Raw genomic sequence first — 23,404 nt, 5'->3', positions numbered from 1 at the left:
GAGAAATCTCACTTTTTTGCAATGTACTTTTCTTTTATCTTCTCAACTAAGCTGTAGACAATTTCTTTTTGTATAGAAGAGTCCCCAACGTAGATTCTACATGCTTTGATAAGATAAAAGTAAAAGGTTTCATAATCTAAGATTACTTCTTCCTTATGTAAATAAAACATAATACCCTCAAATTTTTCTTCGTGAGGGTCTAAATCATCTGGGAATAAGCACCCAGTAGCGTTAAATCCACTTCCTATACCAAGTACCATTTGTTGTATCACAGTTTCAAAATTATAGTCAGGTATAGCGTTAAAGAATGTTTTTACTGGAAAGTCCTGAGGACTAAGTAATTCTGCTTCCGTCAACCTTTCCTTCCTCAACATTAACCACACTCTCTCTCGTAAGCGTTAATAAACAAACTGACTAATAAAATTACTCTCTTAGGTTACATTTCGTTATATCGCTTATTGCTAAATCGCATAATCCAACCATCTTCTGTATAAAGTTCTCCTGCTAACCCATCGCTAATATCCCTAATTCTTTTTGCTTTCTGCTCAACCTCAACGGATAGTTCAATTGCATCCTCTTGCTCTAGTGTCCGTAGCAAATGATGTAGAGTGGAATCAACAACCATTGGAAATACATCTTTTAAAACTTCAATTTGTTCATCATTAAAAATGGACAACTTCTCACGAATTTCTTTAGCTCTTTGACCTTTCATATTACCATCAATGATATTATCCCAGTTATGAATTGCTACATCACGAACTTTATTTATTAAGATTTCTCCAAAAGTATCTAAGTGCTTTTTGCTCATTCAATAGTTTCCTCTCAAATATAATCATTCATGTGGCTATCAGCGGCTCTCCAAAAGCTACATGATAATGCAAATGTTTGCATCCTGATACTTACAGGATTGGTAAGTACACGACAATCACCATAGCTTAGTTGTTACATCTGCCGCTGCACATTGAATTATGTTTAGTTCTTTGTATCCCACGTTATATGATTTTTCCAATCTCCCCACAACAACTTCAGTTCTTTTATTAGCCATTCTCCACCAATAGTTATTGTCCTTTCATGGGATGCATATATAATCCAGTCCATTTTCTCAGAACACCAAAATCCTTCTCCACCTGTTGATGCATTAAAGTATCCGTAGAAAGGATGTAGTTCTGATATTTGTACTTTGTAATCATAACCTGATTCAAAAAATTCATATATCTCATCTACTCCATGTTCCTTTAACAACATTATAATGCAATCAAGCTTACTCCTATTATCCTCAATGTAATCAGCATCAAAAGCAATAATGTCACTTCTTTTGCACTTTGATAGTGGATACCAGTAATGAAGCAAATTTGTGTCCCATGTATTCTCCATTTTCTTTCTCAATTCAATAGAAACATTGTCAGGTATCTGCTCTTTTTCCAACTGAACCTCCTTTAACACTGTGAATATATCCATGTTTTATTTCTTTATTCATATAATCAGTTAGCTCAAGTCAAATGTAGTCCAACCAACTTCAAGAATTTTCCTTTGCAAGTCTCTGAAATGGTTTTGTGCCAAAAAATTAGTAAACTCAATTTTGGTGAAAGGTCTTGTGAAAAATTCAAAATAGCATGGTTTACCACAAATATCCCTTTGACCTACGCACTTACTCTTAGTGCGATATTGCTCCACTTCATCTTCTGACCAATTCTTTTTCCTTTTGTTATACATTACCCAGTTTTCATTACACTCTTTAAAATCAATGAACTTAGTCATAACGTAACTATCAACAAATGTGATACCAATTGATGTTACCTCTACAATTTTCAAAAGCCTTTCCCTCCATCCTTGTTGAACTTAACAGTGCTTTATCAAATCGTGATTTTATCGCTCAAGTATTCTTCGATCTCTCCAAATATGTTTTTCCATGAGGACTAAATTCCCCAGATCCATTGGTTAGCCTACTTATTACTTCTTCAAGCGATTGTTTTAAAAACTGTTTATCTTGTTGACCTAATCTATACCTTTTGAAATCCTTCTTTAAACCTTTGTAGAATTTCTCAATTGCTGTATCAATATTCAAGGAATGTTTATAACTTAGTATTTCGTAAGCATCTTCACCTCTTAATATGGAGATAATTGTCCATAGAATATAGTGAAAGCTATACTTCATAAGAATATCTTTGTTTTCTCTGTCAAATAAATTCGTTGTTTCATTAAGATTGACTAGTTGATCTAACATGCACCAGAGTAGTTCAATCTCAGCAATATTTTGTAAATTACCTACCTGTAAATCTTCATGATAATCAAAGTGCCTGACTCTATGTAGTGCTGAAATAATTCTAGGGGAAGAATACATTTGATTTGCGGCGATATGTTTGACTATTTTACTTTTAATCTCATTGACATCTACATCACCTTTAATATCATGCGCTCTCCTAAAAGCAGTTCTTACATCAAAAAACACGTATAACTCAAATAGAATGGGAGCATATAACTTTTGATATACCTCTTTATTGTATTTATGATTCTCACGCTTCTTTGTTAACCAGTGGGATAACATCTGAGCTGCAACTGCAGCAACAAATGCGGCTGATGCTGTAATTATTGCGGCTATGTACGGATTACTATTCATCTTTATATCTACCAGCCTTTTTCATTTATTCATACTTACTCAGAAAAATATAGTTATTCTTGAAATGAACCAAGATCGCAGCTCCAGAAGCAAAAAGCACCTCAAACGACAACGTATCATCATCTACAATCAATATTTCGTTGTATCCCCAGTCATCAAACCCTCTGCGCTTTTCAAAATCACTCTCACCACATTCAAACTTCAATTCAAGCTTCTTTATTTTCTTGAACGTAATCGTCCATTCCTCTGAATAGTCAGTGACTGTTAATGCAACCTTAACAGGGTTCAATACACCATAATCTGAATGCTTCACTTCCACATTCTTAAGGCGATAATCATGGAAGCCTTTAGTTTTGAAGTGATCGTAAACCTTACGTGATAGCCTATCTTGAAGACTTGGGTAGAGTGCAGCATATGCTTTATTGTTCTCTGTCCATTGATGATGTGCCTGTTCTTGATCTACAGTGCTTCCATAATTCATTTGAGTCCATAATTCATCAGTAAAATATTTCAAAGGATATTCTCCTATTTCCTTTTTATCCCTATTGTACCATTTGACACAGCGTAATAGGTGATAACTTTTCGCACAAATGTGAGATACTAGGCTAACAAATTGATTGTTTACACGTGAATGAAATACCACATAGCGCAACGAGCTGTAGTGCCTATACCGTTGACAAAACTAACAAAACCATAAAAAGTAGTAACCATCCCCCCCCTGCCCCAACAAAAATAAGGGAATATCCGCATTGGACACTCCCCACTCTATGTATCAATACTATTTACATTTCTTCCAGTAGTACCTTCAACGCTTCCTTACCGTAACTAGTAATGATTACACGTTGTTCTCTTGCACCCTTGTCTGACTCAATAAATCTAATATAAGTTAGCCCAGTAAAGACTTTTCTAAATATCGCTTCTGACATTTCGCTTTTCTCTCTTAATGAGATGAGTGTGATAGCTCTAAATTTTGTTAGTTCTCCGCTTCCATTTAGTATCTTTAAAAGCGTCAAGTCTTCCCTGGTTACATTCTCCATCACATAGTCAAAGTAGTTGTCCAATGTCTAGTCCTCCACCCTTATAAATTAAGATTGATGATTACTTTATCCATGTCATCCTGTAAAATCCCAATATATCTAAGGGTTACGGATGGAGATGTATGATTAAATATCTGCTGTAGCAATACAATATCTGTTCCTGCTTTATAGGCGAAGTATCCGAAAGTTTTCCTTAATGAATGAGTTCCAATATTATCATCTACTCCAACATTACGAGCTGCATCATTTAAGATGTTATATGCTTGTTGTCGTGTCAGGGGCTTACTATGTCCATTTGCTCCTGATTTACGTGATAAAAACAGAGGTCTGTCATAATTGCCTATGTAGCCATTCAAGTAACTCAGGATGGCTGCTTGTACATTTTCAGCAAAAATAAATCGTTTGTACTTGTTTGTCTTCTTTTCACGAAGCTCATAGTATTTCTTTGGTCTTCCACTACGATCAATAACATCTCCTATCTCCATTCTAAGAATATCACTTATCCTCAAACCGCAATTGATACCTAAAACAAACATAAGAAAATCTCTTTTGTTAACCGACAATAATTGTTTGATTTCTTCAATTTTAGTACGATCTCTTAGAGGTTGAACCATTTCCATAGCTTTCAACTCCTTATTTGTCTTAATCCCAGCAGCAGCTTACAATAAGACAAATCGCTTGTCCAGTTCCTGGAGAAAATAAATAAAAAAGGTGCAAACCCTCTAAAAAAAAGGGATGCACCGTTACGAACTTGTCACAATGTAGTTTTGTCAAATAGGAAAATTGGATTAACCGAAGGTAGCAATAAGTAATGAATGATACACTAGTATTCTTCTACTATGCGTGAAAATAAATTATTAAACATATCTGAATCTCTAGGGATTCCAATCATAGGAATATTTGGACTTTTACGATTCTGAAAATATTGACTTTTTTTAGGGAGTGAATACCTTCCAGCCCACATAATAAATTCTTCAATCAGTTCTAGGAACTTTATTTCATCATTGTTTAAAGATATATTTACTAGCCTAAATAATTCAATGAGTTTATGCCCAGATCCTGAGAATTTAACTTCTTCGTCAGTAACTATTGTAGGGTTTCTAGAAATAATTAAGCCCTTAATTACGTTTTCTAAACTTAATCCAGCAAGAAGCATGTACACTTTAAATACTCCTGTATCTTCTATTAAATCAACTGGTTCATGTTCACTTATTCGTCTGTTAACCTCATGAATACGTTCAAGTAGGACATCAGCAGAGTTTTTTAAGTCTTTAGCATTCATTAACCAAATTGTATGTTGTTGACCAATCGCCTTAAAGTTTTTTCGTTGATGCTCATTGTAGTTCATATCAATCAAGTCTCCCTTTAACGGAATTGTCATTCTTTATTGAATACATCCATCTCAATATAATACCATAATTAAAAATAGGGAAATATACCATTAATACGTGTAATGAACCTACATTAAATCTCACTTTACTGTATACCAAAAAGCCACATCAGTCCAATGCGGCTTATTACTTTATTCAATCTTACTTATTCGCATTCAGATTCTTCCTCAATCAACCTTAATGCCATCTCTTCAACACAATCTTTCCCTACTATCCATTCAACTTCTACATCTCTAGCAAACAACTTCTTTATTCTATTCCATTTATCTTCGTCTCTTTTTAAATCCACTATCACCACATGCTTTATCCTCATACAGGATTGTCCAAGAAAAAGCTCCATTGGCAAGTCACTTTGCGGAAAAGAATAGCCAACACAATAAAGTGTTTCACAATCTTGTAAGCCTTGACTTGCTCCAATCCATTGAGATCTTAAAACCTTATTATTGTAAAGTGAGGATTTATCCGCTACTGGTGGTACAATTATTGATGTGAGGGCATTATCAACTTCTTGATTAGTGCTTTGACTTCCGAAAAGATACTCTTGACTCATATCAACACCATATATAGGTGCATTCGCCTCTAATGGGTCAAGTGAATACCATGAGGTTGACCCATGAAGTTTAAAAAGTTGTGGTCTTATTGCCCAAGTAAACCAACTCTTAAACACAGCATTATGAAACTCTCCACCATCCAAAGTTGTTTCTTGACTCCAAATCCCACTTAATCTTTGTAGAGGTGCAGGATATATTAAGTTATTCGTACCATAAGCCATCATTAACCGCTCAAGCAACGTATCATAGTTCATAGTCACTAGACAATATTTTTCTGGGTTAGAAAGTAAGCCACAAAGTCTTGCTTGCCAACGTAAGTTGTCCACTTCACTAGAAACTTTTACAACTCTTGAATAATCGTTCTCATAAATGCTATTCCATGCATCAAGCTCAGATTCAGAGATAATTTTATAAATTGCTTGATTTAATCGTAAGAACTCGTATTTGTTTTTCAAATGTTGCATTTCAGTGTTCCAAGGGTAGTTAGTCCATAAATAACTTAATGTCTGTTCTAAATCACCACGTATTGAATGCGGCACATCATCAGGCATATCTATTTTTTGGAGTAAGTCCCACACTAATGGCATAGATGGATGAAGTGCTTTTGAAAAACCAGCTCCTAATAGAAAACCTACTGTCATGAAATCCTCCCATCTTTCCACAAAGCCAAAACTACATCCATTTGTGAATTGTGTTTTTTAGCTTCACCATCAATAACTAACTCCCAAAGAGCATTCTTATTCTCAGTTAGTATTGGATTCTCCTTCAACAGTTGCACAGCTCTAATAGCATATCCCTTATTTTTCGATGAATCACTTCTGACTGTGTAGTTCCCTTGCGGAATACAACTAACTAAGCCAGTTTCACACAAGCCTAGAAAAGCATTCTTTGGACAGCCTTTTTTCTGCGATGATGTTCCAATTCCAAATAACTCTTTGGTAGTAATGTTCCATGCTTCTAATGCAGTAGACGCTTGGTTAGTTTCGATTAACTTAATTGCTTTTATTGCAGCTTGACCATATTTATTCATTGTTGTTCCACTGTCCTCACGAATTGATAATTCACACATCTACTTATTCAAAGTATTTGCTACGGTTCTGAAGGACTCTAACAACTTCTTTTTATGAATATCGATCTCATAAATAACAAATAGTAACATACGAAAAACTTCTGTGACTCTCTGAAGCAGATCATTATCAATTATTGCTTGTTGTTCAATGTTTCCATCATTAGAATGAATGGCTCCATTCCCCATATCCTTGATGTATTTCAAGAACTCCGTTTCTAATTCTAACGCCCATTTAGGAGCTGTTCCATTATTAATAGCCTTCTCCAGTGTCTTAAGTTTCCCTCCAAGCATTCCCTCAGTAAATCCTTGATCAAATAAAATGTGTTCAAGTGCAGCCCTGTACATTGCCATGGCTGCACTGGTTGCTCTTACAGATTGCGCCCTAGATGCTTGATCTAAATAATAGGCTACACTTTCTGGAGTATTTGGAGTTGTTAACCCACCATTGCAATTAGACAGCACATTCAAATCTTGCCCAGACTGGCCATTGTATATAAGACCTGTAAAATAAGTACTACATTGAAGACATGAATATTTCCATAATGATGGAGTTATCTTTTGATTTACTTTGTTTATAAAATTTGCTGGATACTTATCTTCGTCTTTATTTAAACAGTTCAATCCAATTTGTGAAATTTCATTTGGGTCTATCTGTGGAAACAAGTTTGTTATTTTCATTTTTCTTACGTCACCACATTTAGGACAATACATATTTCCATGAGGGTCAGGTTTGAAAACAATCTTTGTTAATTTTTTACTAAATCCTCCACCATGAACTTCATATTCAGAAATATTCATAACACATCTTTTTAAACCTTCTAAACTGTCAATCAAATATGATCACACCTTTTGTAGGATTTTAGTTGCAAAGTGTCTAATAAATTATACCATGTGATGGAAACATTGAGTGTAATTACAATGAATTATAGCCTTTGGAACGAACTCTTCCAAGGCATGATACTATGTACATAAAATCTCACTTTCAAGTATGCAAAAAAGTCACACGGATTACTTTACCCAAGTGACTTCCCTCTATAAAATTATTCAATTATATTATTCTTATTTCAGTTTTCCTTTTTGAATCTCTAGTCTTGCATAAAATTTGTGACCTAGTTTGGACAATTGAATTTTCTCATACTGGACTCCCGCAATCTTGCTTTTCTCCACAAGATCAAAACTCATTAACTTAGGAGCAACTTTATAGTATAAAAACTTATCAGAGTCCCCCATATCATACCTATTTGTAATGCCAGTTGCAAAGTTATTATGCGAAACTAAAATAATTTCAAGTAAATTGGCTTGTGTTTTATCTTTATCGATTGCCTCAGGTATTTCAACAAATGTATTAATTAAATAAATCATAACTTCTTCGTATGTATGCCCATTATATAGATCATCTTTTTGAGATTTATGTTTAAGCTTAACATTTTCATTTGTTAACTTTGTATTCTCCTTCAAAAGCTTCGCATTCTCTTCCAATATATTTCTCACATCTGGAACATCTTTACCTGACACCCAACCTGACAAATCAGTTCTTTGTTCAATTTCTCTTAACGACTTGAAGATACTTAACTCTATATCTTTATGATCATCTACAGGACTAACCAATTTTGTGTCCAATAATCCATCTCTAAAGTTCTTATGCAATTGTGGATTATTTTGTTCAGTTGCATCTTTATAACCCAACTTTACAATCTTTTCCTGAATAGCTCTATCGCTGAGAACAATCGCAAATCTAGGCTTACCAACTTCTCCTGCATAGTCATATTCCCAATGGGTATAACTTATCCCTGTATCTTTATCTATTGAACCATATCTACCACCTAGAATTAATACATAGGCATCTGATTCATCTATCCACCGCTTAATAATCTGTTTTTGCGATTCATCGCCAGCGGTGAACAACTCCATTCCTGCTGGAATATGTCCAGAGTTAAGAACAGCTTTTACTGCAACTTGTCTTTCTTCTATTAAATCTGTAAATGTAGAAGATATAAATACTTGAAGTTTTTTTCTCAAATTGCAACACCTCTATTACATTTTATTCCACTATTATACAACTTCCGCCTTTCAACAACCATATTCATTTCGTTCTGATATAGGACAAATCAGAATTGAGTTCTCCTAATAAGGACAACATTTCACAAATATTGCTTAATCCATCTAAGTACCGTAATTAGCGCATCACAAGAGACTACATCCCAAGCATCCATCCATGAACACGATCAATCCTGCACCCATTTCTGCTCGTCTAATGAGCTATCCACCTTAGATAAAACAGTTATTTTATTTAAGCACTTCGCCGCTGCACTCGTTAAGGAGGTTTTTATCCTTAACGTAAAAAAGCTTATTCGATAAAGGAATAAGCTTTCAAAAGCGTTTTATATTGAAACGTTAACGTATATTGTAACAAATGTAGCGTAGTGGAACACATAGGTTCATATAAAATCATGCTATCTTTTCATTCATTTCTTTAATCCGATTCCTTATTTCAATTGCCTGTTCATAATCAAAAACAATATTCTCCCTAACAACATTCTTATACATGTCCACAATTAATTTTAAGGCATTAGTGGTTGGATTGTTGCCAGCCAATCTATCGAGTTGAACTTCTTCTCTTTTGTTTTGTTTTGATAAGAAAACAACCTTTTCTACACTGGAAAAATCAATATTATCAATAATTTCAGATGTTACTGGTACAAGGTCTTTTATTCCCTTTAACCTAACTAAGTTCAAGCTCTTCTCTAACATTTCCTTTTTATTTTCTTTCTGAATCCTTTCTTTAGCAGCCTTTTCCATTTTGGTAAAATCAAACGGTTTTTTGCTTGGGTCTTTTGGATTTTTCAATACATTAATAATATTTTCAACCATTCTTATAAACTTATCATCACTAGATGTTAAATAAATGTAGTAGTCATTATCAATCAGATTCTTGCCTTTTACTCCCCAATTATTTGCTCTAGTCTCAGATTGAATTAAATGTTTCTTCTTATCGCCACCTGTTTGGCTTTCTTGGTTTTGTTGGTCTTGTTGGTTTTCTCCAACAAAGTGATCTTCATTAATTGAATAACTATTAGTTTCCTGTCTAAGTTGATTATTCTCATTTACGTAATACTTACCGTTGTTAATATTCAATATACCTTTCTGCTCCATTTTGGGAATTAAATCTTTTACATGTCTCTCTGAACAACTAAGTATGCTTCCAAACTCAGCAAATGAGATCTGCCTTTTAAAGGTCTTTATCGCACAAATAGTCATAAATTCTTCTGGGTCATATGTCAATTCGAAGTATTTATATGGTATTTTCTCAAATCCCTTTTCAAGGGATAACTTTCTAAAGGATATTTCTAATTTTTTATCTTTTCTAATATCCTGGTATTCAAAAATGAGCATTCCTTTTTCATGTAAAGAATTTAGTGATTCTACTATAGCATCCTTATTATCTTGACGCTTTTTTACAAACTTGATTTCTTCAATTAGTAAATCTATATTAGTCTTAACTGTATTTTCAGTTAAAAAACTCCTTGAAGCATTTAGATAACAATACAGGTAAAACTCTCTAGGTTTTAGCAATTCCTTATTATAGAATGAATTAGGCACTCCAACAAAACTAGTCTTTTCCACTTTAATAATACCTCCGTTAAAATATCCTTTTTAAATTAATACATCCCATCCCACCAAGTCTTTTCTCTGTAGTAAGTATGTTCTGTATATACAATATTCTTTGTATACTGTGCAAATAAAGGTTAAATACTACCCTGAATTTCCAATCCAAATAAACATCGACGGTCAAAATTAACCATTATTTTCTTATGTGACGGTAAATAAATACCGTTATTTTTAGTCATCGGTAATTTTCTACCGTCTTGATATATCTCTATATTCTTCAAGAGCTTTGTTTAAGGCAGTAGTACCTTTAAATTGCCAAAACCTTCTCAAACTTACTTCATTTAAACCTGAACAAATGTAACTGAATCCTTTCCCATGCTTCAAATAGCTAAATAAGTTTGGACTATAACAATAGAAGTAGTCATTATTGTTCATACCGTTTTTTCTCCTTCCCACGAATTTTTCGAACAACAAATAAACGTGATCTTAGATACCACGATTCCAGTGTTCCTATGTAATTTTCTATTTATCACTTGCTGTCAATGTACTTCATGTAAAGCTCTACTTTCTCCTGTGACATTCTTGTACGATTATTTTCCCAGTTACTTAATAGACCTAATGTACATTTAAGGTGCTCAGATATTTCCCTCAACCTGATCCGTTTAAGCAATCGCTTTAAACGATATTCTTCTTGTAACTCCATTCGACTCACCCATTCATATTTCATATATTTAGACAGCACAAACAAGAGAAGGCTACATTCCCTTCTCTTGGGCTGCACGTTCTTATATTGATTCCTCACTATAATATTATATCACAAAATCTTTTATTTGTAAAATAATGTAAATTGTTAATGTTTATATAGCTTATTGTTGGTTTCTCATCTTTTCTAATGCTGATGCTTATGTAATGACAATTTTATCGCTATCTTCATCATACTCAAACTTAGCATCATTTAACGAATCGTTTATATGTTGCAACGTCTCCTCAATTCCGAATGCTTTTATGGATTTCTCGAAATCCTTACTGTCTCTTGGATTAGTTTTCATTGTTTTTATTTGTAATCTGAGATTCTTTTTTTCAAGTCTATACTTGAGCATCAACTGTAACAGGAGCTGCGATTCTAAGCTTTCGAAATCTATTTCTTCACTCATAGTACTTGAATAATGTAGTAGATTATTCATTAAAATCTTCTTTGTTTTTATATCTGCTGCAAGCTTCAATTTATTCAATTTCAAATTTTCTAGTTTCTTTTTTGTAGTCTGGTTTACAGTAGTAGTCATGGTTTTTATCTCCTATTGTTTGTTTTATATTACATTTGTCCGAAACTGGAGCTAGAGAGGTTTATGCTCAGCAACAGTCTAATCAAATGGCGAGAAAGATTAAAGTAAGTTGTGCTTATTCAATAGTTCTTCTAAATCACTATAGAAGGCAAGTTGCTTCTCATTTGGGAATACATCCTGCTCTGTCCATTTGCTTTGATTGATACCCTTGTAGTCCATAAAGTAGTCAATTATTAGGTCAATAGCGGAAATATCTTTAACTCTAAACGTTGTCAGAAAATCTAGGTAACTGTTAAGCATTTCCATAGTAAAGTCCTCTGGATTCTTGTATTTAAACATCTGAACTTTTTGTGCAACTGTTAGCGCATCAATTTTCGCAAAAAGTGTTTGGATTCTGTCTTGGTATGAGTTTGTTTTTATTAGTTTATTCAATTCACTATGTAGAAGTAGTAGCTGACTACTATATTCATCAGGATGTTTTTCATCAAGTAATATATTCCCATCTTCATCTTGCACTTTAAACGATTCTTCGCTATGTCGTTCTTCCCAATTCAACCCTTTCTCGATGTAGTGAATGCGGATTTTAATTTCATCTACCCTTGTGAGTTCCTTCTGGAAATACTCAGGTGATAGACCATTAAAGATTTTGGATAGTTCGCTTAGATACTTAGTAGGTATCTCTCTTGTTCCCTTAAACCAACTACTAATGTTTGTTGGATTTATATTCAATTTTTCTCCAATTTCTTTGTTGCCCTTATTAAATACCTGACATACATATTCAAGTCCTATCATTTTAACCATCCCCTCATTTGTATTGGTATAACCATATAATATGAAAGTTTTGCATTGATGTCAATATTTTTGTTTAGTTTTGTTAATTTACTTTCATTTATCTCAATACTCCTATCAAACACCGCACATAATAAATTAAAAAAAGACCGTTAAATACAAAATGTAGTATCGAACGGTCTAAAGTATAGTTTTAACTGTCGTACTGTAAATTTCTCCATTGATGAATTACTTTATCTAATCGTAAATGTAATAACTCGGTACGCAATTCAAGCTCAAGGGAATGAATCTCCATTAGAACATCCTCTACAGTTAACAAGTGAATTGAGTCTCTTTCTTCCGCAAATGCATACAAGATCGCTTCAATTATACTCTGACACGTTCTGAGCTTGTCTAGGAGTTCATTTTCTTCATGTACGATGCTTTCATATTCCGAAAGCTTAGAATTGATTCTGGTGGCTCTAGATGGCATTAAATGGATAGGGTAAGATTGTTGTATGGATGGTGCTAGTTGAGCTTGTAGATTATTTGGTAGCGTGTGAATGATGTGGAATATTTGATTTAGGACACCTAAGTGAAGTGCTGAATTTTGGGATAGTACGAATTTAGTAATATGGTGTTGGAGATATTGTAGGGTGCGGATCTGGTATTGTATGACTCGTTGCTTTGGTTCATGAATGAAGTACTTTTCTTTGACGGATGGTCTGGATTGATTGATTGTGGATTCGGTCATATATTTGTCCACCCTTATATGTCAATACTATTGAGTGGATTGTACTTTGTATTCTGTTCTCTTAGTTCATTCCCCCACATTGCAACATACCGCATGGTAACGGTAATGTTTTGGTGTCTCATTAGCTTTTGAATTGCAAATGCACTCATTCCAGACATAGCAAGTCGATGACAAAATGTATGTCGAAAAGTATGAGCAGACACTCTAACATCTTTAAAATTCATTTTCTGTCTAAGGTACTTAAATACTAACATCAATGCATTTTCAGTCATCTGCGTATTGTCTCTCTTCACAAAAACAAACTCACTTATTTCTCCCCAATGCTGCTTACAATATATTTGATATGCAGATAATTCCTTAACTAACTTATCAGTTATCGGAAGGATATCCCTCCTTCTACTTTTCCCGAATACCGCAATGGTTTGATTTACAAAATCAATATCTGACCACTTTAGATTGATAATTTCAGATCTTCTTATACCTATCCCAAGAATTGTAAATATTATTGCATAATCCCTGTAGGCAACATAGCTTTTATCTCTTTGTTTGATACGCCTGTAAAAACTCAACATCTGGCTTATCTGCTCATCTGTAAAAACATCAATCTTTACATCTTCTTTTTGCATTTTCACTTGTTGAGCAGGGTTCTTTTTTATTACTTCACACTCGACCATGTAATTCAAAAATGCTCTAATTCGCATAAGTTTAGTATTGATCGAACCTGCTATATTACCACGTTCTTGACATTCCATAAGATGTTTACGTACATGATTAAATGTAATGTCCTCTACGCTTACAATTTCATGCTGAATACAATAGTTCACAAACTCCCCTAGCATCGTTTGATAATTTCTAATGTTCTTTCCTGTTGTGTTTTTAAACTTCCTATCATCCAGAAAATCCTGAAAAGCAAACTTTAATAACATAAAAAAGACTACCTCCTGTTTTTTAGGAAGTAGTCTATACTTTTGAAACTAATTTTTTACGTGACCAGTTCTCACAACTGGGCGAAAATAGCCTAGAAATAACCTACACTATTTTCCGATGCTTCGGCTCAAAAGCCTTACATCATGCCGCCCATTCCACCCATGCCGCCCATATCAGGCATGCCTGGTTTGTCTTTTTCTGGTTTATCAGCGATAACCGCTTCAGTAGTCAAGAACATAGCTGCTACGGATGCTGCGTTTTGCAGTGCGGAACGCGTTACTTTAGCAGGGTCAACGATACCCGCTTCGAACATGTTCACCCATTGGCCAGTTGCCGCGTTGTAGCCGATGCCTACTTTTTCGTTCTTTAGGCGCTCAACAATAACGGAACCTTCTTGACCAGCGTTAGCTGCGATTGTGCGAACTGGCTCTTCGAGGGAGCGCAGGATGATGTTAACGCCTGTTTGCTCGTCGCCAACAGCTACAACTTTAGCTACAGCGTTGTATACGTTAACCAGTGCAGTACCACCACCAGATACGATACCTTCTTCAACAGCTGCACGAGTTGCGTTCAGAGCATCTTCAATGCGAAGTTTGCGCTCTTTCAACTCAGTTTCAGTTGCTGCGCCAACTTTGATAACAGCTACGCCGCCAGAAAGTTTAGCCAAACGCTCTTGCAGTTTTTCTTTATCGAAATCGGAAGTTGTTTCTTCCAATTGTGAGCGAATTTGCGTTACGCGTGCAGCGATGTCTTTCTTGTCGCCAGCACCATCAACGATGATTGTGTTTTCTTTGGTTACACGTACTTGACGTGCGCTACCCAATTGCTCAGGACGCGTGGATTTCAGATCCAAACCAAGCTCTTCAGTGATCACTTGACCACCAGTTAGAGCAGCGATATCGCCAAGCATAGCTTTACGACGGTCACCGAAACCAGGAGCTTTAACAGCTACGCAAGTGAATGTGCCACGAAGTCTGTTCACAACAAGCGTTGCTTGTGCTTCGCCTTCAACATCTTCAGCAATGATCAGAAGTTGTTTGCCGGATTGAACGACTTTCTCAAGAACAGGCAAGATTTCTTGGATGTTCGAGATTTTTTTATCTGTGATCAGGATGTATGGGTTGTCAAGGACAGCTTCCATTTTATCCGTATCAGTGATCATGTAAGGGGAAGTGTATCCACGGTCGAATTGCATACCTTCTACAACTTCAAGCTCCGTCAAGAAGCCTTTGGATTCTTCAACAGTGATAACACCGTCTTTACCTACTTTTTCCATAGCTTCAGCGATCAACTCGCCTACTTCTTCGTCAGCAGCAGAGATTGCCGCAACTTGCGCGATGGATTGTTTGCCTTCGATTGGCTTCGCAATAGCTTGAAGCTCTTCTACAGCCGCTTTAACAGCTTTCTCGATACCTTTGCGGATAACCATTGGGTTAGCGCCTGCAGTAACGTTTTTCAGACCTTCGCGGATCATAGCTTGTGCTAGAACCGTTGCAGTTGTTGTACCGTCACCAGCAACATCGTTTGTTTTGGTAGCAACTTCTTTAACAAGCTGTGCTCCCATGTTTTCGAAAGCATCTTCAAGCTCGATTTCTTTCGCGATCGTAACACCGTCATTGGTGATGAGCGGGCTGCCGAATTTTTTCTCAAGAACAACGTTACGGCCTTTAGGACCCAAAGTTACTTTAACAGCGTTAGCAAGAGCGTCTACCCCACGAAGCATCGCGCGGCGTGCGTCTTCACTGAACTTAATTTCTTTTGCCATGAATAGGAAACCTCCTCTGATTTAGAACCCTTACATAGTAAGTAGTTAAAATGTAAAAACTAAGTATACGTGTTGCCGATCTATATCCTGCTAAATTAGGCTAATACAGCGAGAATGTCGCTTTCGCGCAAGATCAACAGTTCGCGGCCTTCGTATTTCACTTCAGTTCCAGCGTATTTGGAGAAAATGATGCGGTCGCCTTCGCTTACTTCAAGCGGAACACGAACGCCATCTTTCAACGCGCCTGCGCCTACGGCTACAACTTTACCTTCTTGTGGTTTTTCTTTCGCTGTATCTGGCAGCACGATACCACTTGCTGTAGTCTCCTCTTTCGCAACGGCTTCAATGATTACTCGATCACCTAACGGTCTGATCATGGAAAAATAGCCTCCTTTAGAAAATTGGTAATGGGTGTTGTTTTGGTTATTAGCACTCGAATGTGTTTAGTGCTAACAACAATTCTTATGATACTCATTCTGGACGCAATTTGCAAGTCCTTTTACACATTTTTCAAACTTTTGGACACCCCCCTCATTCTACCCAAATGAAAAACAAATATTCGCCGCAACATAGAAAAACAGCCTGCACCCAAGTGGCAGACTGTTTTCTTATTTGGGACCAAATTCCTGCGCCCACTCGGCATCTTTAATCAGCTGCTTGCGGTAGATGAATCCTGACATAAAGACGCTGAATTCATACAGTACAATGAGCGGCAAAGAAACTAAAATCGCGGATATCGCATCTGGCGGTGTAATAACGGTAGATAAAATAACGAGCAGCATGTAAGCATATCTTCTGAATTTATGCAGACGTTTCGGGTTCAAAAGGCGGATCTTGGTCAGGAACATCACGACAATCGGCATCTCAAACACGATAGCGAGCGGCAGAATGATATTAAACATGAATGTAAAATATTGCGCAGCACCGTACATCTCTGTGATATCAAGACTTCGGCTAATGGATGAAGTAAAGTAAAAAGCCATCGGAAAAACGACCCAATATCCGAAGGATAACCCAACGAGAAAAAGCAAAAAGGCATAAGGAATGTAGACGATCGAGGCTTTCTGCTCAACTTCACGCAGTCCAGGCTTCACGAATGCCCAGATATGATACAAAATAACCGGCAAGGTAATCAGAATACCCACGGCCAGGCCGAAATTCATATATAAGCGCAAGGCATCCCACGGGGAAAACACATTCCAACTGATCGTGTTGGCGGGCGGGATATTTTTCAAGTACTTAATGATTGGTTTGGCAGAGATCAGCCCGCCAACCATCCCGATCACCAAGACGGCCAGAATCCACATGAGTCGCTTGCGGAGCTCGCCGAGATGTTCTACGAGTGACATTTCTTCGTTCGTTGTCATATTTCACCAACCTGAGCAAGTAGAATGAGCCTGAAGGGCTGTAGCACTTGGTATGCTAATAAGAAACCGGCTAATCGGGCAATCGCCGCGTTTGGCTCGGTTTTGCGGACGCTGCCGCAGGTGCGACTGCCGGAGGGACTTGCACTCCTTCATCGGAGGCCGCAGCTTGTGCAGGAGTGGAGGAGATAAACTCCACAGCTGGCTTCGAAGATGCCACTGCTTCAGCTGGCTTCGTTTCCGTGACTGAGTTGGGAGCTGCTGCTTGCGGAGACGGTGAATCTGCTTGATTGGATGCAGCAGGCGCTTGGGGTTCATCATTCAGCAGCGCATGTGCACCCTTCTTGAAATCCCTCACCGTTTTCCCGAGCATACGCCCAATTTCGGGCAGCTTCTGCGGACCAAATAAAACGAGGGCAACGATAGCTATCAATAAGAGCTCGGTAAAACCGATATTTTGGAACATGACTGTCATCTCCATCATTTGTTGCGACATCAACTAAAACTATTGAAACGAAACGCCCGTCTGCTCTCGCATCATGAAACAGAGGGAACTGCGTCCCTCTACTATGTTAACACTGATAAAAGCCGCCGTACCCCATCTCCGTAATATCGCTGCGGACGATCGTTTCGCCTGCGCAAATACGCGGCAGCAGAACATCAAAGGAGGTGTACGGGTCGTGCATCACGCAACCTGGCAAACCCATGATCGGCACATCGCCCAGATAGGCGATCATCAGCATCGAGCCCGGCAGCATCGGCGTACCGTAGCTGACCACACGGGCGCCTGCCTGCTTGATCGCGCCTGGCGTGCGGTCATCCGGGTCCACGGACATGCCGCCCGTGACCAGAACCAGATCCACGCCGAGCGCAAGCAGCGCGTGGATCTCTCCCACAATCGCTTCGCTATCATCGAGTGCGAAGCGTTGGTCTACAACCTCAGAGCCGAGCTGAGCGACCTTCTCTTTCACAATCGGGCCGAATTTATCCTCGATTCGGCCCTTGAAGACCTCGCTGCCCGTCGTGATCACGCCGACGCGGAGCTTGCGAAATGGCTTCACCTCAAGCAAGGTGAAGCCCTCCTGACGGCGAGCGGCAGCCAAGCGCTCGACCTCAACAACCTTCGCTTCGTCCACAATCAGCGGGATTACCCGCGTGCCAACTAGCGAAGCGCCTGCCTGAACGACCGTGTTGCTGCGAATTGTCGACAACACGACCTCATCAATAGCGTTCACAGCGTCAACGAACGCTTTGTCGATCTTCGCCAAGCCGTGAATCTCCGACTTCACGTTGACTTTGCCTTCATGCGGCTCCGTCAGCCTGAGGCTGCTATCGCCAGCAATAGCCTTCGCCAAGCGCTGCGCAGCTTCGTCCTCATGAAGATAGCCAGGCTGCAGCTCCATGGCATAAATATGCTCCTTGCCGATGCTCAGCAAGGCAGGGATGTCAGCTTCGGTCACTTGATGTCCTTTGCGAAACAAGCGCCCTTTGAACTCACCGGGCAAGATTTGGGTAAGATCATGGGGCAGAATCATGCCGATGGCATCTTCAACCTTGACCTCACGCAGCATGGATTCGTGTCTGCTCACCCATGATCACCTTCTTTGCCTGTGAGAATTCCCAGAGCATGCGGAAGCTGATCGATGATCGCCATCAGGTTCTCCTGCACGCCTTTGGGGCTGCCTGGCAAATTAATAATAAGCGTACGCCCGCGAATGCCGGATACGGCTCTGGACAGCATCGCTTTCCGCGTCTTCTGCATGGAAATCATCCGCATCGCTTCAGCAAAGCCTGGAGCAACCCGATCAATGACATTGAGCGTCGCTTCCGGCGTTACATCACGAGGAGCCAACCCCGTACCGCCCGTGGTCAAAATTAAATCAGCCTGATAATAATCCGTCATTTCTATCAATGAAGCCATAATTTCATCCATCTCATCCGGAACAACCCGGTATTCGATGATTTCGCCTTGAATTTCCTCTTCAATCAGCTCGCGGATTACCTGAGCGCTAGTGTCTTCTCGTTCTCCTCGGTAACCGCGGTCACTGGCTGTCAAAATCGCAACTTTCCAGTGCATCCTTCGTCACCTCTCCCTTGTTCACTGAATGAGATACCGATCGCGTCACGTTCAACTTTCTTCTAGGTGAAAATCCCCATTTTTCCCGCCTGTTTTGAGAACTAGCCTTGTAGAGCTAATCTGCATGCCCTTCTCTACGGCTTTGCACATGTCGTAGACCGTCAGCGATGCTGCAGATACGGCTGTTAAAGCCTCCATTTCAACGCCTGTGGGTCCCGTTGTCTTCACTGTTGCTTCTATGTATAATTCATCGTTGCCATTGTCCGTGAACTGAATATCAATACCCGTTAATGCAATGGGATGGCACATCGGGATCCAGTCTGACGTTTTTTTGGCGGCCATAATGCCAGCCACCTGCGCTACGGCGAGGACATCGCCTTTTTTCATTTTACCCTGCTTAATTAAATCCAGCGTCTCACGCTGCATGATTAACGTAGAACGCGCCGTAGCTGTTCGCTTCGTTTCGGTTTTATCCGAAATATCAACCATACGAGCTCGTCCCTGTTCATTAAAATGGGTCAACGGAGAGGAATCGGGCAAATCACTCACCTCGTTTTATGATTCTGTTTTGAAAACTATTTTGCTTTCGGTGACAATGCCGTCTACACGAAAATCATGCCAGGAGGAAGGCACACCAGGTATCAATTGCTTATCAAAAGCGGCTGCAACCGCAAAAGGTCGCTTCAGTCCGCGCGCAGCAAATAGTTGCATAAAGCGATCATAGAAACCACCGCCATAACCTAGTCGTCCGAAATCCATGTCGAAAGCAAGCCCCGGTACCAAGATCATGGAAATCGTGGACAAATCGTGCTCAATCGACACATCATTTCGAGGCTCGCGAATTCCCCAAGCACCGCTCTCCAGATCTTCATAGCTGTCTATAACATGTAGATTCATTGTTTTTGACTCCGCTACAACCTTCGGCACCAGCACACGAATTCCCTGCTGCCAGCACCACTCCATTAGTGGAGCGACATCCAGTTCGGATCGAAATGGCATATAGGTCATAATGGTCGGTGGAACCGGCGATTCCTGCCACCCATGGTTAAGAAGCCTGTCTGAACAGAGCTTCGTCATTCGCTCATGAATGCGCTGCTGCTTCTCTTCTCGCTCCCCAGATACGATGGAGGCGCGTATTTCTTCCATTTCTTTGCGTAACTCTATCTTCCGCTCTCGGATGTTCATACTAGCTTCAGCCCTTCCCTAACGAGGAGTGGTTTCCCCCATTTTAACATAAACAAGGAAAAAAACTATACTCGTACCCGAGACCCCAGTGGAATGAGCGTTATTACAGGAGAATGATCCGAGCAAATCGTCGGAATGGCCTGTGCTGAACCGAAATAGGTCCGATTTGTGAACACATAATCGATCCTTTTTCCATCTGTAAATGTCGCCTTCATTGTCTGACTCAACGGGATGTTACTCAGTTGCATGTTGTCCATTTTATCCTGAAAAGCATCTAATTCCATATTAAAATCGCCAGTCAGGACTAGCGGTTCCTCTGTGTCTGTCAGGAGCTCCGAAATGCGGGCGAGCTGTAAGTTGCGATCTTCCTTGGAAAGTCCCAAGTGGGTTGTAGCAACCTGAATGTATTCTGTGCCCACTTGCAATTGCGCGGTAAGAAGACTTCTGGTTTCTTTGGCGCCTGGAAGAAGCTCGCAGCTGCTCTTTTCAATCGGATATCGGCTTAAAATGGCATTGCCATATTGTCCTATTGGATAGGTTAAACTAGGAGCAAACCGCATCTGCATGCCCAGCAGCTCAGCCAGTGCTTTGGCTTGATCGACGAAACCGCTCCGCAATCGATAACGATCCACTTCCTGCAGCGCGATAACATCCGCATGCTCCTGTCCAAGGAGCTCAGCAATCCGCTCTAGATTCACTTTACCATCTAAACCTTCACCATGGTGAATATTAAACGTGATTATCGTCAAGCCTGCTGAAGATGCCTTTTGGATGGATACGGGCAGTACTGTTCTGTATGGCATGCTTTTGATAGACGAGCCGGACAGTCCCAGCAGCAATATGAAAAGCAAGATAAAGCAGCTTACATATCTAGTATGCCTCAAAAGTCCCATTCGCTCATCCCCATCCTATCCGAATCGATGCAAAATTAAGCATACGATGCGCTGCAGCATGGTGTATACTAGTGAATTGATGGGATTTATAGCAGGTGACGTGGAACGAGTTCTTTCATTAATAAGCAGGAGGTAGCTTCAGATGCTATTGCAGGTTTCGAACATTTCCAAAAATTACGGGGTACGTTCCGTACTCTCCAATATAACGCTTCAAATCGAAGATCGGGAACGAATTGGTTTAGTCGGCGTGAATGGGGCCGGTAAATCGACACTGCTTCAAATTATTGCCGGCGAAATGTCCTATGACAGCGGCGATCTTTTCAAAGCAAAGGAAACGAAGATCGGCTATTTAAAACAAAACAGCGGACTGCAAACCGATAAATCCATTTGGAATGAACTCCTCAGCGTGTTCAGTTCCTTACTGGAGACGGAGCGAGAACTGCGCGAGCTGGAAGCCATCATGGCTGACCCTGATCTGATATCGGATGACAAAAAATACGAAAGCACGATGAACCGTTACGCTTTGCGTTCCGAATGGTTTCGCGAGCAAGGCGGCTATGAAATCGAAGCGAAAATCCGCGGCATTTTGCACGGCATGGGATTCGGCCAATTTTCTCCCGATACCCTTGTCCAAACGCTTAGCGGCGGACAGAAGACACGGCTAGCTTTGGCCAAAATGCTTCTTGAAGAGCCTGATCTGCTTATGCTCGATGAGCCGACCAACCACTTGGATATCCCGACGCTAACTTGGCTGGAGGGTTATTTGCGGGGTTACCCAGGCGCTATTCTGGTTGTTTCACATGACCGCTTTTTCCTCGATGCCTTGGTCACTTCGATCTATGAAATTGAACGCAATGCTTCCAAACGGTACACTGGCAACTATTCAAGATTTATTGAAATCAAAGAAGCCAATTATGAAATCGAAATGAAGCAGTTTGAAAAGCAGCAGGAAGAAATTTCGAAGCTGGAGGATTTCGTGCAGCGCAACATTGTGCGTGCCTCAACGACGAAGAGGGCGCAAAGCCGCCGTAAGCAGCTGGAAAAAATGGATCGACTGGATAAGCCGATGGGGGATTTGAAGCGGGCTTCATTTTCTTTTGAAATTGCCCAAACGTCCGGCAAAGAAGTGCTGCAAGTCGATCGTTTGGCACTTTCCTATGATGGCAAAAAGCGACTGCTCGACGGAGTCTCTTTCCAGCTGCGCCGTTCCGAAACGGCCGCGCTTATCGGGCCCAACGGTGTCGGCAAATCCACTTTGTTAAAAACATTAATCGGTCAACATAAGCAAGATGCAGGCACATTCAAATGGGGCTCTGGCGTCACCATCGGATATTACGATCAAGAGCAAACCGGCTTAACCCCCTCGAACAGTGTGCTGGAGGAAGTGTGGAACACGTATCCGCATTTAGAGGAAGCTCGCATACGCACTGTGCTGGGGAACTTTCTGTTCAGCGGCGAAGACGTATTCAAGAAAGTCGCGGCCTTAAGCGGCGGTGAAAAAGCACGTGTCGCGCTAGCCAAGCTGATGCTGCAGAAAGCGAACGTTCTCATTCTCGATGAGCCTACCAACCATCTGGATTTGTACAGCAAAGAGGTGCTGGAATCAGCCTTAATGGATTATGAGGGCACCCTGCTCTTCATCTCCCATGACCGCTACTTCCTTAATAAAATGGCTGAAAGCATGCTGGATTTGCAAAAAGACGGGCTCACCAGCTATCTGGGCAACTATGACGACTATCTGGAGAAAAAGGCCGAGCTTGCCGAAATGGAAACGAAACGTCTAGCCAAAGAGGCCGAGAAAAAAGCCGCCAGCGGCTCCGTCGCCGCAAAAAGCGAACCTGCCAGCGGCAATGGATACGAAGCGGACAAGCTCGCTAAGCGTGAAGAACGCAGCCGCCAGCGCAAGCTGGAGCAGCTGGAACAGGACATCGCCCGACTGGAAGACGAAGTCTCTGCCCTCGAAGCGGAGCTTGCTGACCCAGAAGTATACAACAACTACGTCCTTGTGCAAGAGAAGACTGCCGCGGTTGAACAGCGGAAGAGCTCGCTGGCTGCGATTTATGAGGAGTGGGAGACTTTGTTGGCTTGATTGGGTGCGTATGCTCAATTGCTGG

27 protein-coding genes are annotated in these 23,404 nt (G+C 39.9%); 1 reads left to right on the top strand and 26 read right to left on the bottom strand.

Translation table 11 applies throughout. The annotated features are described in order from the left end of the window. Positions 1–8: 8 nt before the first annotated feature. The 26 genes from cdiI to HQN90_RS10825 all read right to left on the bottom strand — a co-directional run bounded on the left by cdiI (position 9) and on the right by HQN90_RS10825 (position 21,290). Positions 9–356 carry a ribonuclease toxin immunity protein CdiI gene (gene cdiI, locus HQN90_RS10950; protein WP_246362217.1) on the bottom strand — a complete coding sequence of 116 codons (348 nt, stop codon included), beginning with the start codon at positions 354–356 and terminating at the stop codon, positions 9–11. A gap of 80 nt (positions 357–436) precedes the next feature. Next, positions 437–808 (bottom strand): epimerase, encoded by a 372-nt coding sequence (locus HQN90_RS10945; RefSeq protein WP_173218130.1) that lies wholly within the window; start codon positions 806–808, stop codon positions 437–439. Between the two features lie 164 nt (positions 809–972). Beyond that, positions 973–1,425, bottom strand: coding sequence for a hypothetical protein (locus HQN90_RS10940; protein WP_173218128.1), 453 nt, complete (start codon positions 1,423–1,425; stop codon positions 973–975). A gap of 60 nt (positions 1,426–1,485) precedes the next feature. Beyond that, on the bottom strand, positions 1,486–1,812 hold the full coding sequence (locus HQN90_RS10935) for a hypothetical protein (protein ID WP_173218126.1): 327 nt from the start codon (positions 1,810–1,812) through the stop codon (positions 1,486–1,488). 61 nt (positions 1,813–1,873) lie between these two features. Then, positions 1,874–2,617, bottom strand: a complete 744-nt coding sequence (locus HQN90_RS10930; protein ID WP_173218124.1) for a hypothetical protein — start codon at positions 2,615–2,617, stop codon at positions 1,874–1,876. 25 nt (positions 2,618–2,642) lie between these two features. Continuing rightward, positions 2,643–3,131: a hypothetical protein gene (locus tag HQN90_RS10925; protein ID WP_173218122.1), complete on the bottom strand. Its 489-nt coding sequence runs from the start codon at positions 3,129–3,131 to the stop codon at positions 2,643–2,645. Positions 3,132–3,399: 268 nt separating this feature from the next. Further along, positions 3,400–3,678 (bottom strand): hypothetical protein, encoded by a 279-nt coding sequence (locus HQN90_RS10920; RefSeq protein ID WP_173218121.1) that lies wholly within the window; start codon positions 3,676–3,678, stop codon positions 3,400–3,402. Positions 3,679–3,695: 17 nt separating this feature from the next. Next, positions 3,696–4,274 carry a tyrosine-type recombinase/integrase gene (locus HQN90_RS10915; RefSeq protein ID WP_173218119.1) on the bottom strand — a complete coding sequence of 193 codons (579 nt, stop codon included), beginning with the start codon at positions 4,272–4,274 and terminating at the stop codon, positions 3,696–3,698. Between the two features lie 203 nt (positions 4,275–4,477). Beyond that, a complete protein-coding gene (locus HQN90_RS10910) occupies positions 4,478–5,002 on the bottom strand; it encodes a hypothetical protein (protein WP_173218117.1) in 525 nt (174 codons plus the stop codon). 188 nt (positions 5,003–5,190) lie between these two features. Beyond that, entirely contained in the window at positions 5,191–6,237 is a 1,047-nt protein-coding gene (locus tag HQN90_RS10905) for a hypothetical protein (protein WP_173218115.1), read from the bottom strand. Continuing rightward, entirely contained in the window at positions 6,234–6,626 is a 393-nt protein-coding gene (locus HQN90_RS10900; RefSeq protein ID WP_173218113.1) for a DUF6979 family protein, read from the bottom strand. Before HQN90_RS10900 ends, HQN90_RS10905 begins: the two co-directional genes overlap by 4 nt. A gap of 39 nt (positions 6,627–6,665) precedes the next feature. Then, positions 6,666–7,499 carry a DUF4145 domain-containing protein gene (locus HQN90_RS10895; RefSeq protein ID WP_173218111.1) on the bottom strand — a complete coding sequence of 278 codons (834 nt, stop codon included), beginning with the start codon at positions 7,497–7,499 and terminating at the stop codon, positions 6,666–6,668. Between the two features lie 225 nt (positions 7,500–7,724). After that, a complete protein-coding gene (locus HQN90_RS10890) occupies positions 7,725–8,684 on the bottom strand; it encodes a DUF4062 domain-containing protein (RefSeq protein WP_173218109.1) in 960 nt (319 codons plus the stop codon). A gap of 429 nt (positions 8,685–9,113) precedes the next feature. Beyond that, positions 9,114–10,289, bottom strand: a complete 1,176-nt coding sequence (locus tag HQN90_RS10885) for a hypothetical protein (RefSeq protein ID WP_173218107.1) — start codon at positions 10,287–10,289, stop codon at positions 9,114–9,116. A gap of 887 nt (positions 10,290–11,176) precedes the next feature. Further along, entirely contained in the window at positions 11,177–11,557 is a 381-nt protein-coding gene (locus HQN90_RS10880) for a hypothetical protein (RefSeq protein ID WP_173218105.1), read from the bottom strand. 99 nt (positions 11,558–11,656) lie between these two features. Then, positions 11,657–12,349 carry a helix-turn-helix domain-containing protein gene (locus HQN90_RS10875; RefSeq protein WP_173218103.1) on the bottom strand — a complete coding sequence of 231 codons (693 nt, stop codon included), beginning with the start codon at positions 12,347–12,349 and terminating at the stop codon, positions 11,657–11,659. Positions 12,350–13,093: 744 nt separating this feature from the next. After that, complete coding sequence (locus HQN90_RS10870; RefSeq protein WP_173218101.1) at positions 13,094–14,005, bottom strand: tyrosine-type recombinase/integrase; 912 nt, start codon at positions 14,003–14,005, stop codon at positions 13,094–13,096. Positions 14,006–14,142: 137 nt separating this feature from the next. Then, on the bottom strand, positions 14,143–15,771 hold the full coding sequence (gene groL, locus HQN90_RS10865; RefSeq protein WP_079416006.1) for a chaperonin GroEL: 1,629 nt from the start codon (positions 15,769–15,771) through the stop codon (positions 14,143–14,145). Between the two features lie 95 nt (positions 15,772–15,866). Then, positions 15,867–16,148: a co-chaperone GroES gene (groES, locus tag HQN90_RS10860; protein WP_028553854.1), complete on the bottom strand. Its 282-nt coding sequence runs from the start codon at positions 16,146–16,148 to the stop codon at positions 15,867–15,869. Between the two features lie 231 nt (positions 16,149–16,379). Then, entirely contained in the window at positions 16,380–17,138 is a 759-nt protein-coding gene (tatC, locus tag HQN90_RS10855) for a twin-arginine translocase subunit TatC (RefSeq protein ID WP_173218099.1), read from the bottom strand. Positions 17,139–17,208: 70 nt separating this feature from the next. Continuing rightward, entirely contained in the window at positions 17,209–17,601 is a 393-nt protein-coding gene (locus tag HQN90_RS39305) for a twin-arginine translocase TatA/TatE family subunit (protein WP_173218098.1), read from the bottom strand. Positions 17,602–17,707: 106 nt separating this feature from the next. Beyond that, positions 17,708–18,706 (bottom strand): molybdopterin-binding protein, encoded by a 999-nt coding sequence (locus HQN90_RS10845; RefSeq protein WP_173218462.1) that lies wholly within the window; start codon positions 18,704–18,706, stop codon positions 17,708–17,710. A 14-nt stretch (positions 18,707–18,720) separates the two neighbouring features. Further along, positions 18,721–19,212, bottom strand: a complete 492-nt coding sequence (locus HQN90_RS10840) for a MogA/MoaB family molybdenum cofactor biosynthesis protein (RefSeq protein WP_029197035.1) — start codon at positions 19,210–19,212, stop codon at positions 18,721–18,723. Between the two features lie 51 nt (positions 19,213–19,263). Continuing rightward, a complete protein-coding gene (gene moaC / locus HQN90_RS10835) occupies positions 19,264–19,752 on the bottom strand; it encodes a cyclic pyranopterin monophosphate synthase MoaC (RefSeq protein WP_275942559.1) in 489 nt (162 codons plus the stop codon). A gap of 15 nt (positions 19,753–19,767) precedes the next feature. Next, on the bottom strand, positions 19,768–20,397 hold the full coding sequence (locus tag HQN90_RS10830; protein WP_079416014.1) for a 5-formyltetrahydrofolate cyclo-ligase: 630 nt from the start codon (positions 20,395–20,397) through the stop codon (positions 19,768–19,770). 65 nt (positions 20,398–20,462) lie between these two features. Next, positions 20,463–21,290 carry an endonuclease/exonuclease/phosphatase family protein gene (locus tag HQN90_RS10825; protein WP_173218095.1) on the bottom strand — a complete coding sequence of 276 codons (828 nt, stop codon included), beginning with the start codon at positions 21,288–21,290 and terminating at the stop codon, positions 20,463–20,465. Between the two features lie 142 nt (positions 21,291–21,432). Here HQN90_RS10825 and HQN90_RS10820 point away from each other — a divergent pair, with 142 nt between their 5' ends. Then, positions 21,433–23,379 (top strand): ATP-binding cassette domain-containing protein, encoded by a 1,947-nt coding sequence (locus tag HQN90_RS10820; RefSeq protein WP_173218093.1) that lies wholly within the window; start codon positions 21,433–21,435, stop codon positions 23,377–23,379. The last annotated feature ends 25 nt before the right edge of the window (positions 23,380–23,404 follow it).

The sequence above is a fragment of the Paenibacillus alba genome, assembly GCF_013204855.1.
Lineage (GTDB): Bacteria > Bacillota > Bacilli > Paenibacillales > NBRC-103111 > Paenibacillus_E > Paenibacillus_E alba.
The sequence above is the reverse complement of the archived record's forward strand: the minus strand, read 5'-3'. Positions and strand labels throughout refer to the sequence as shown.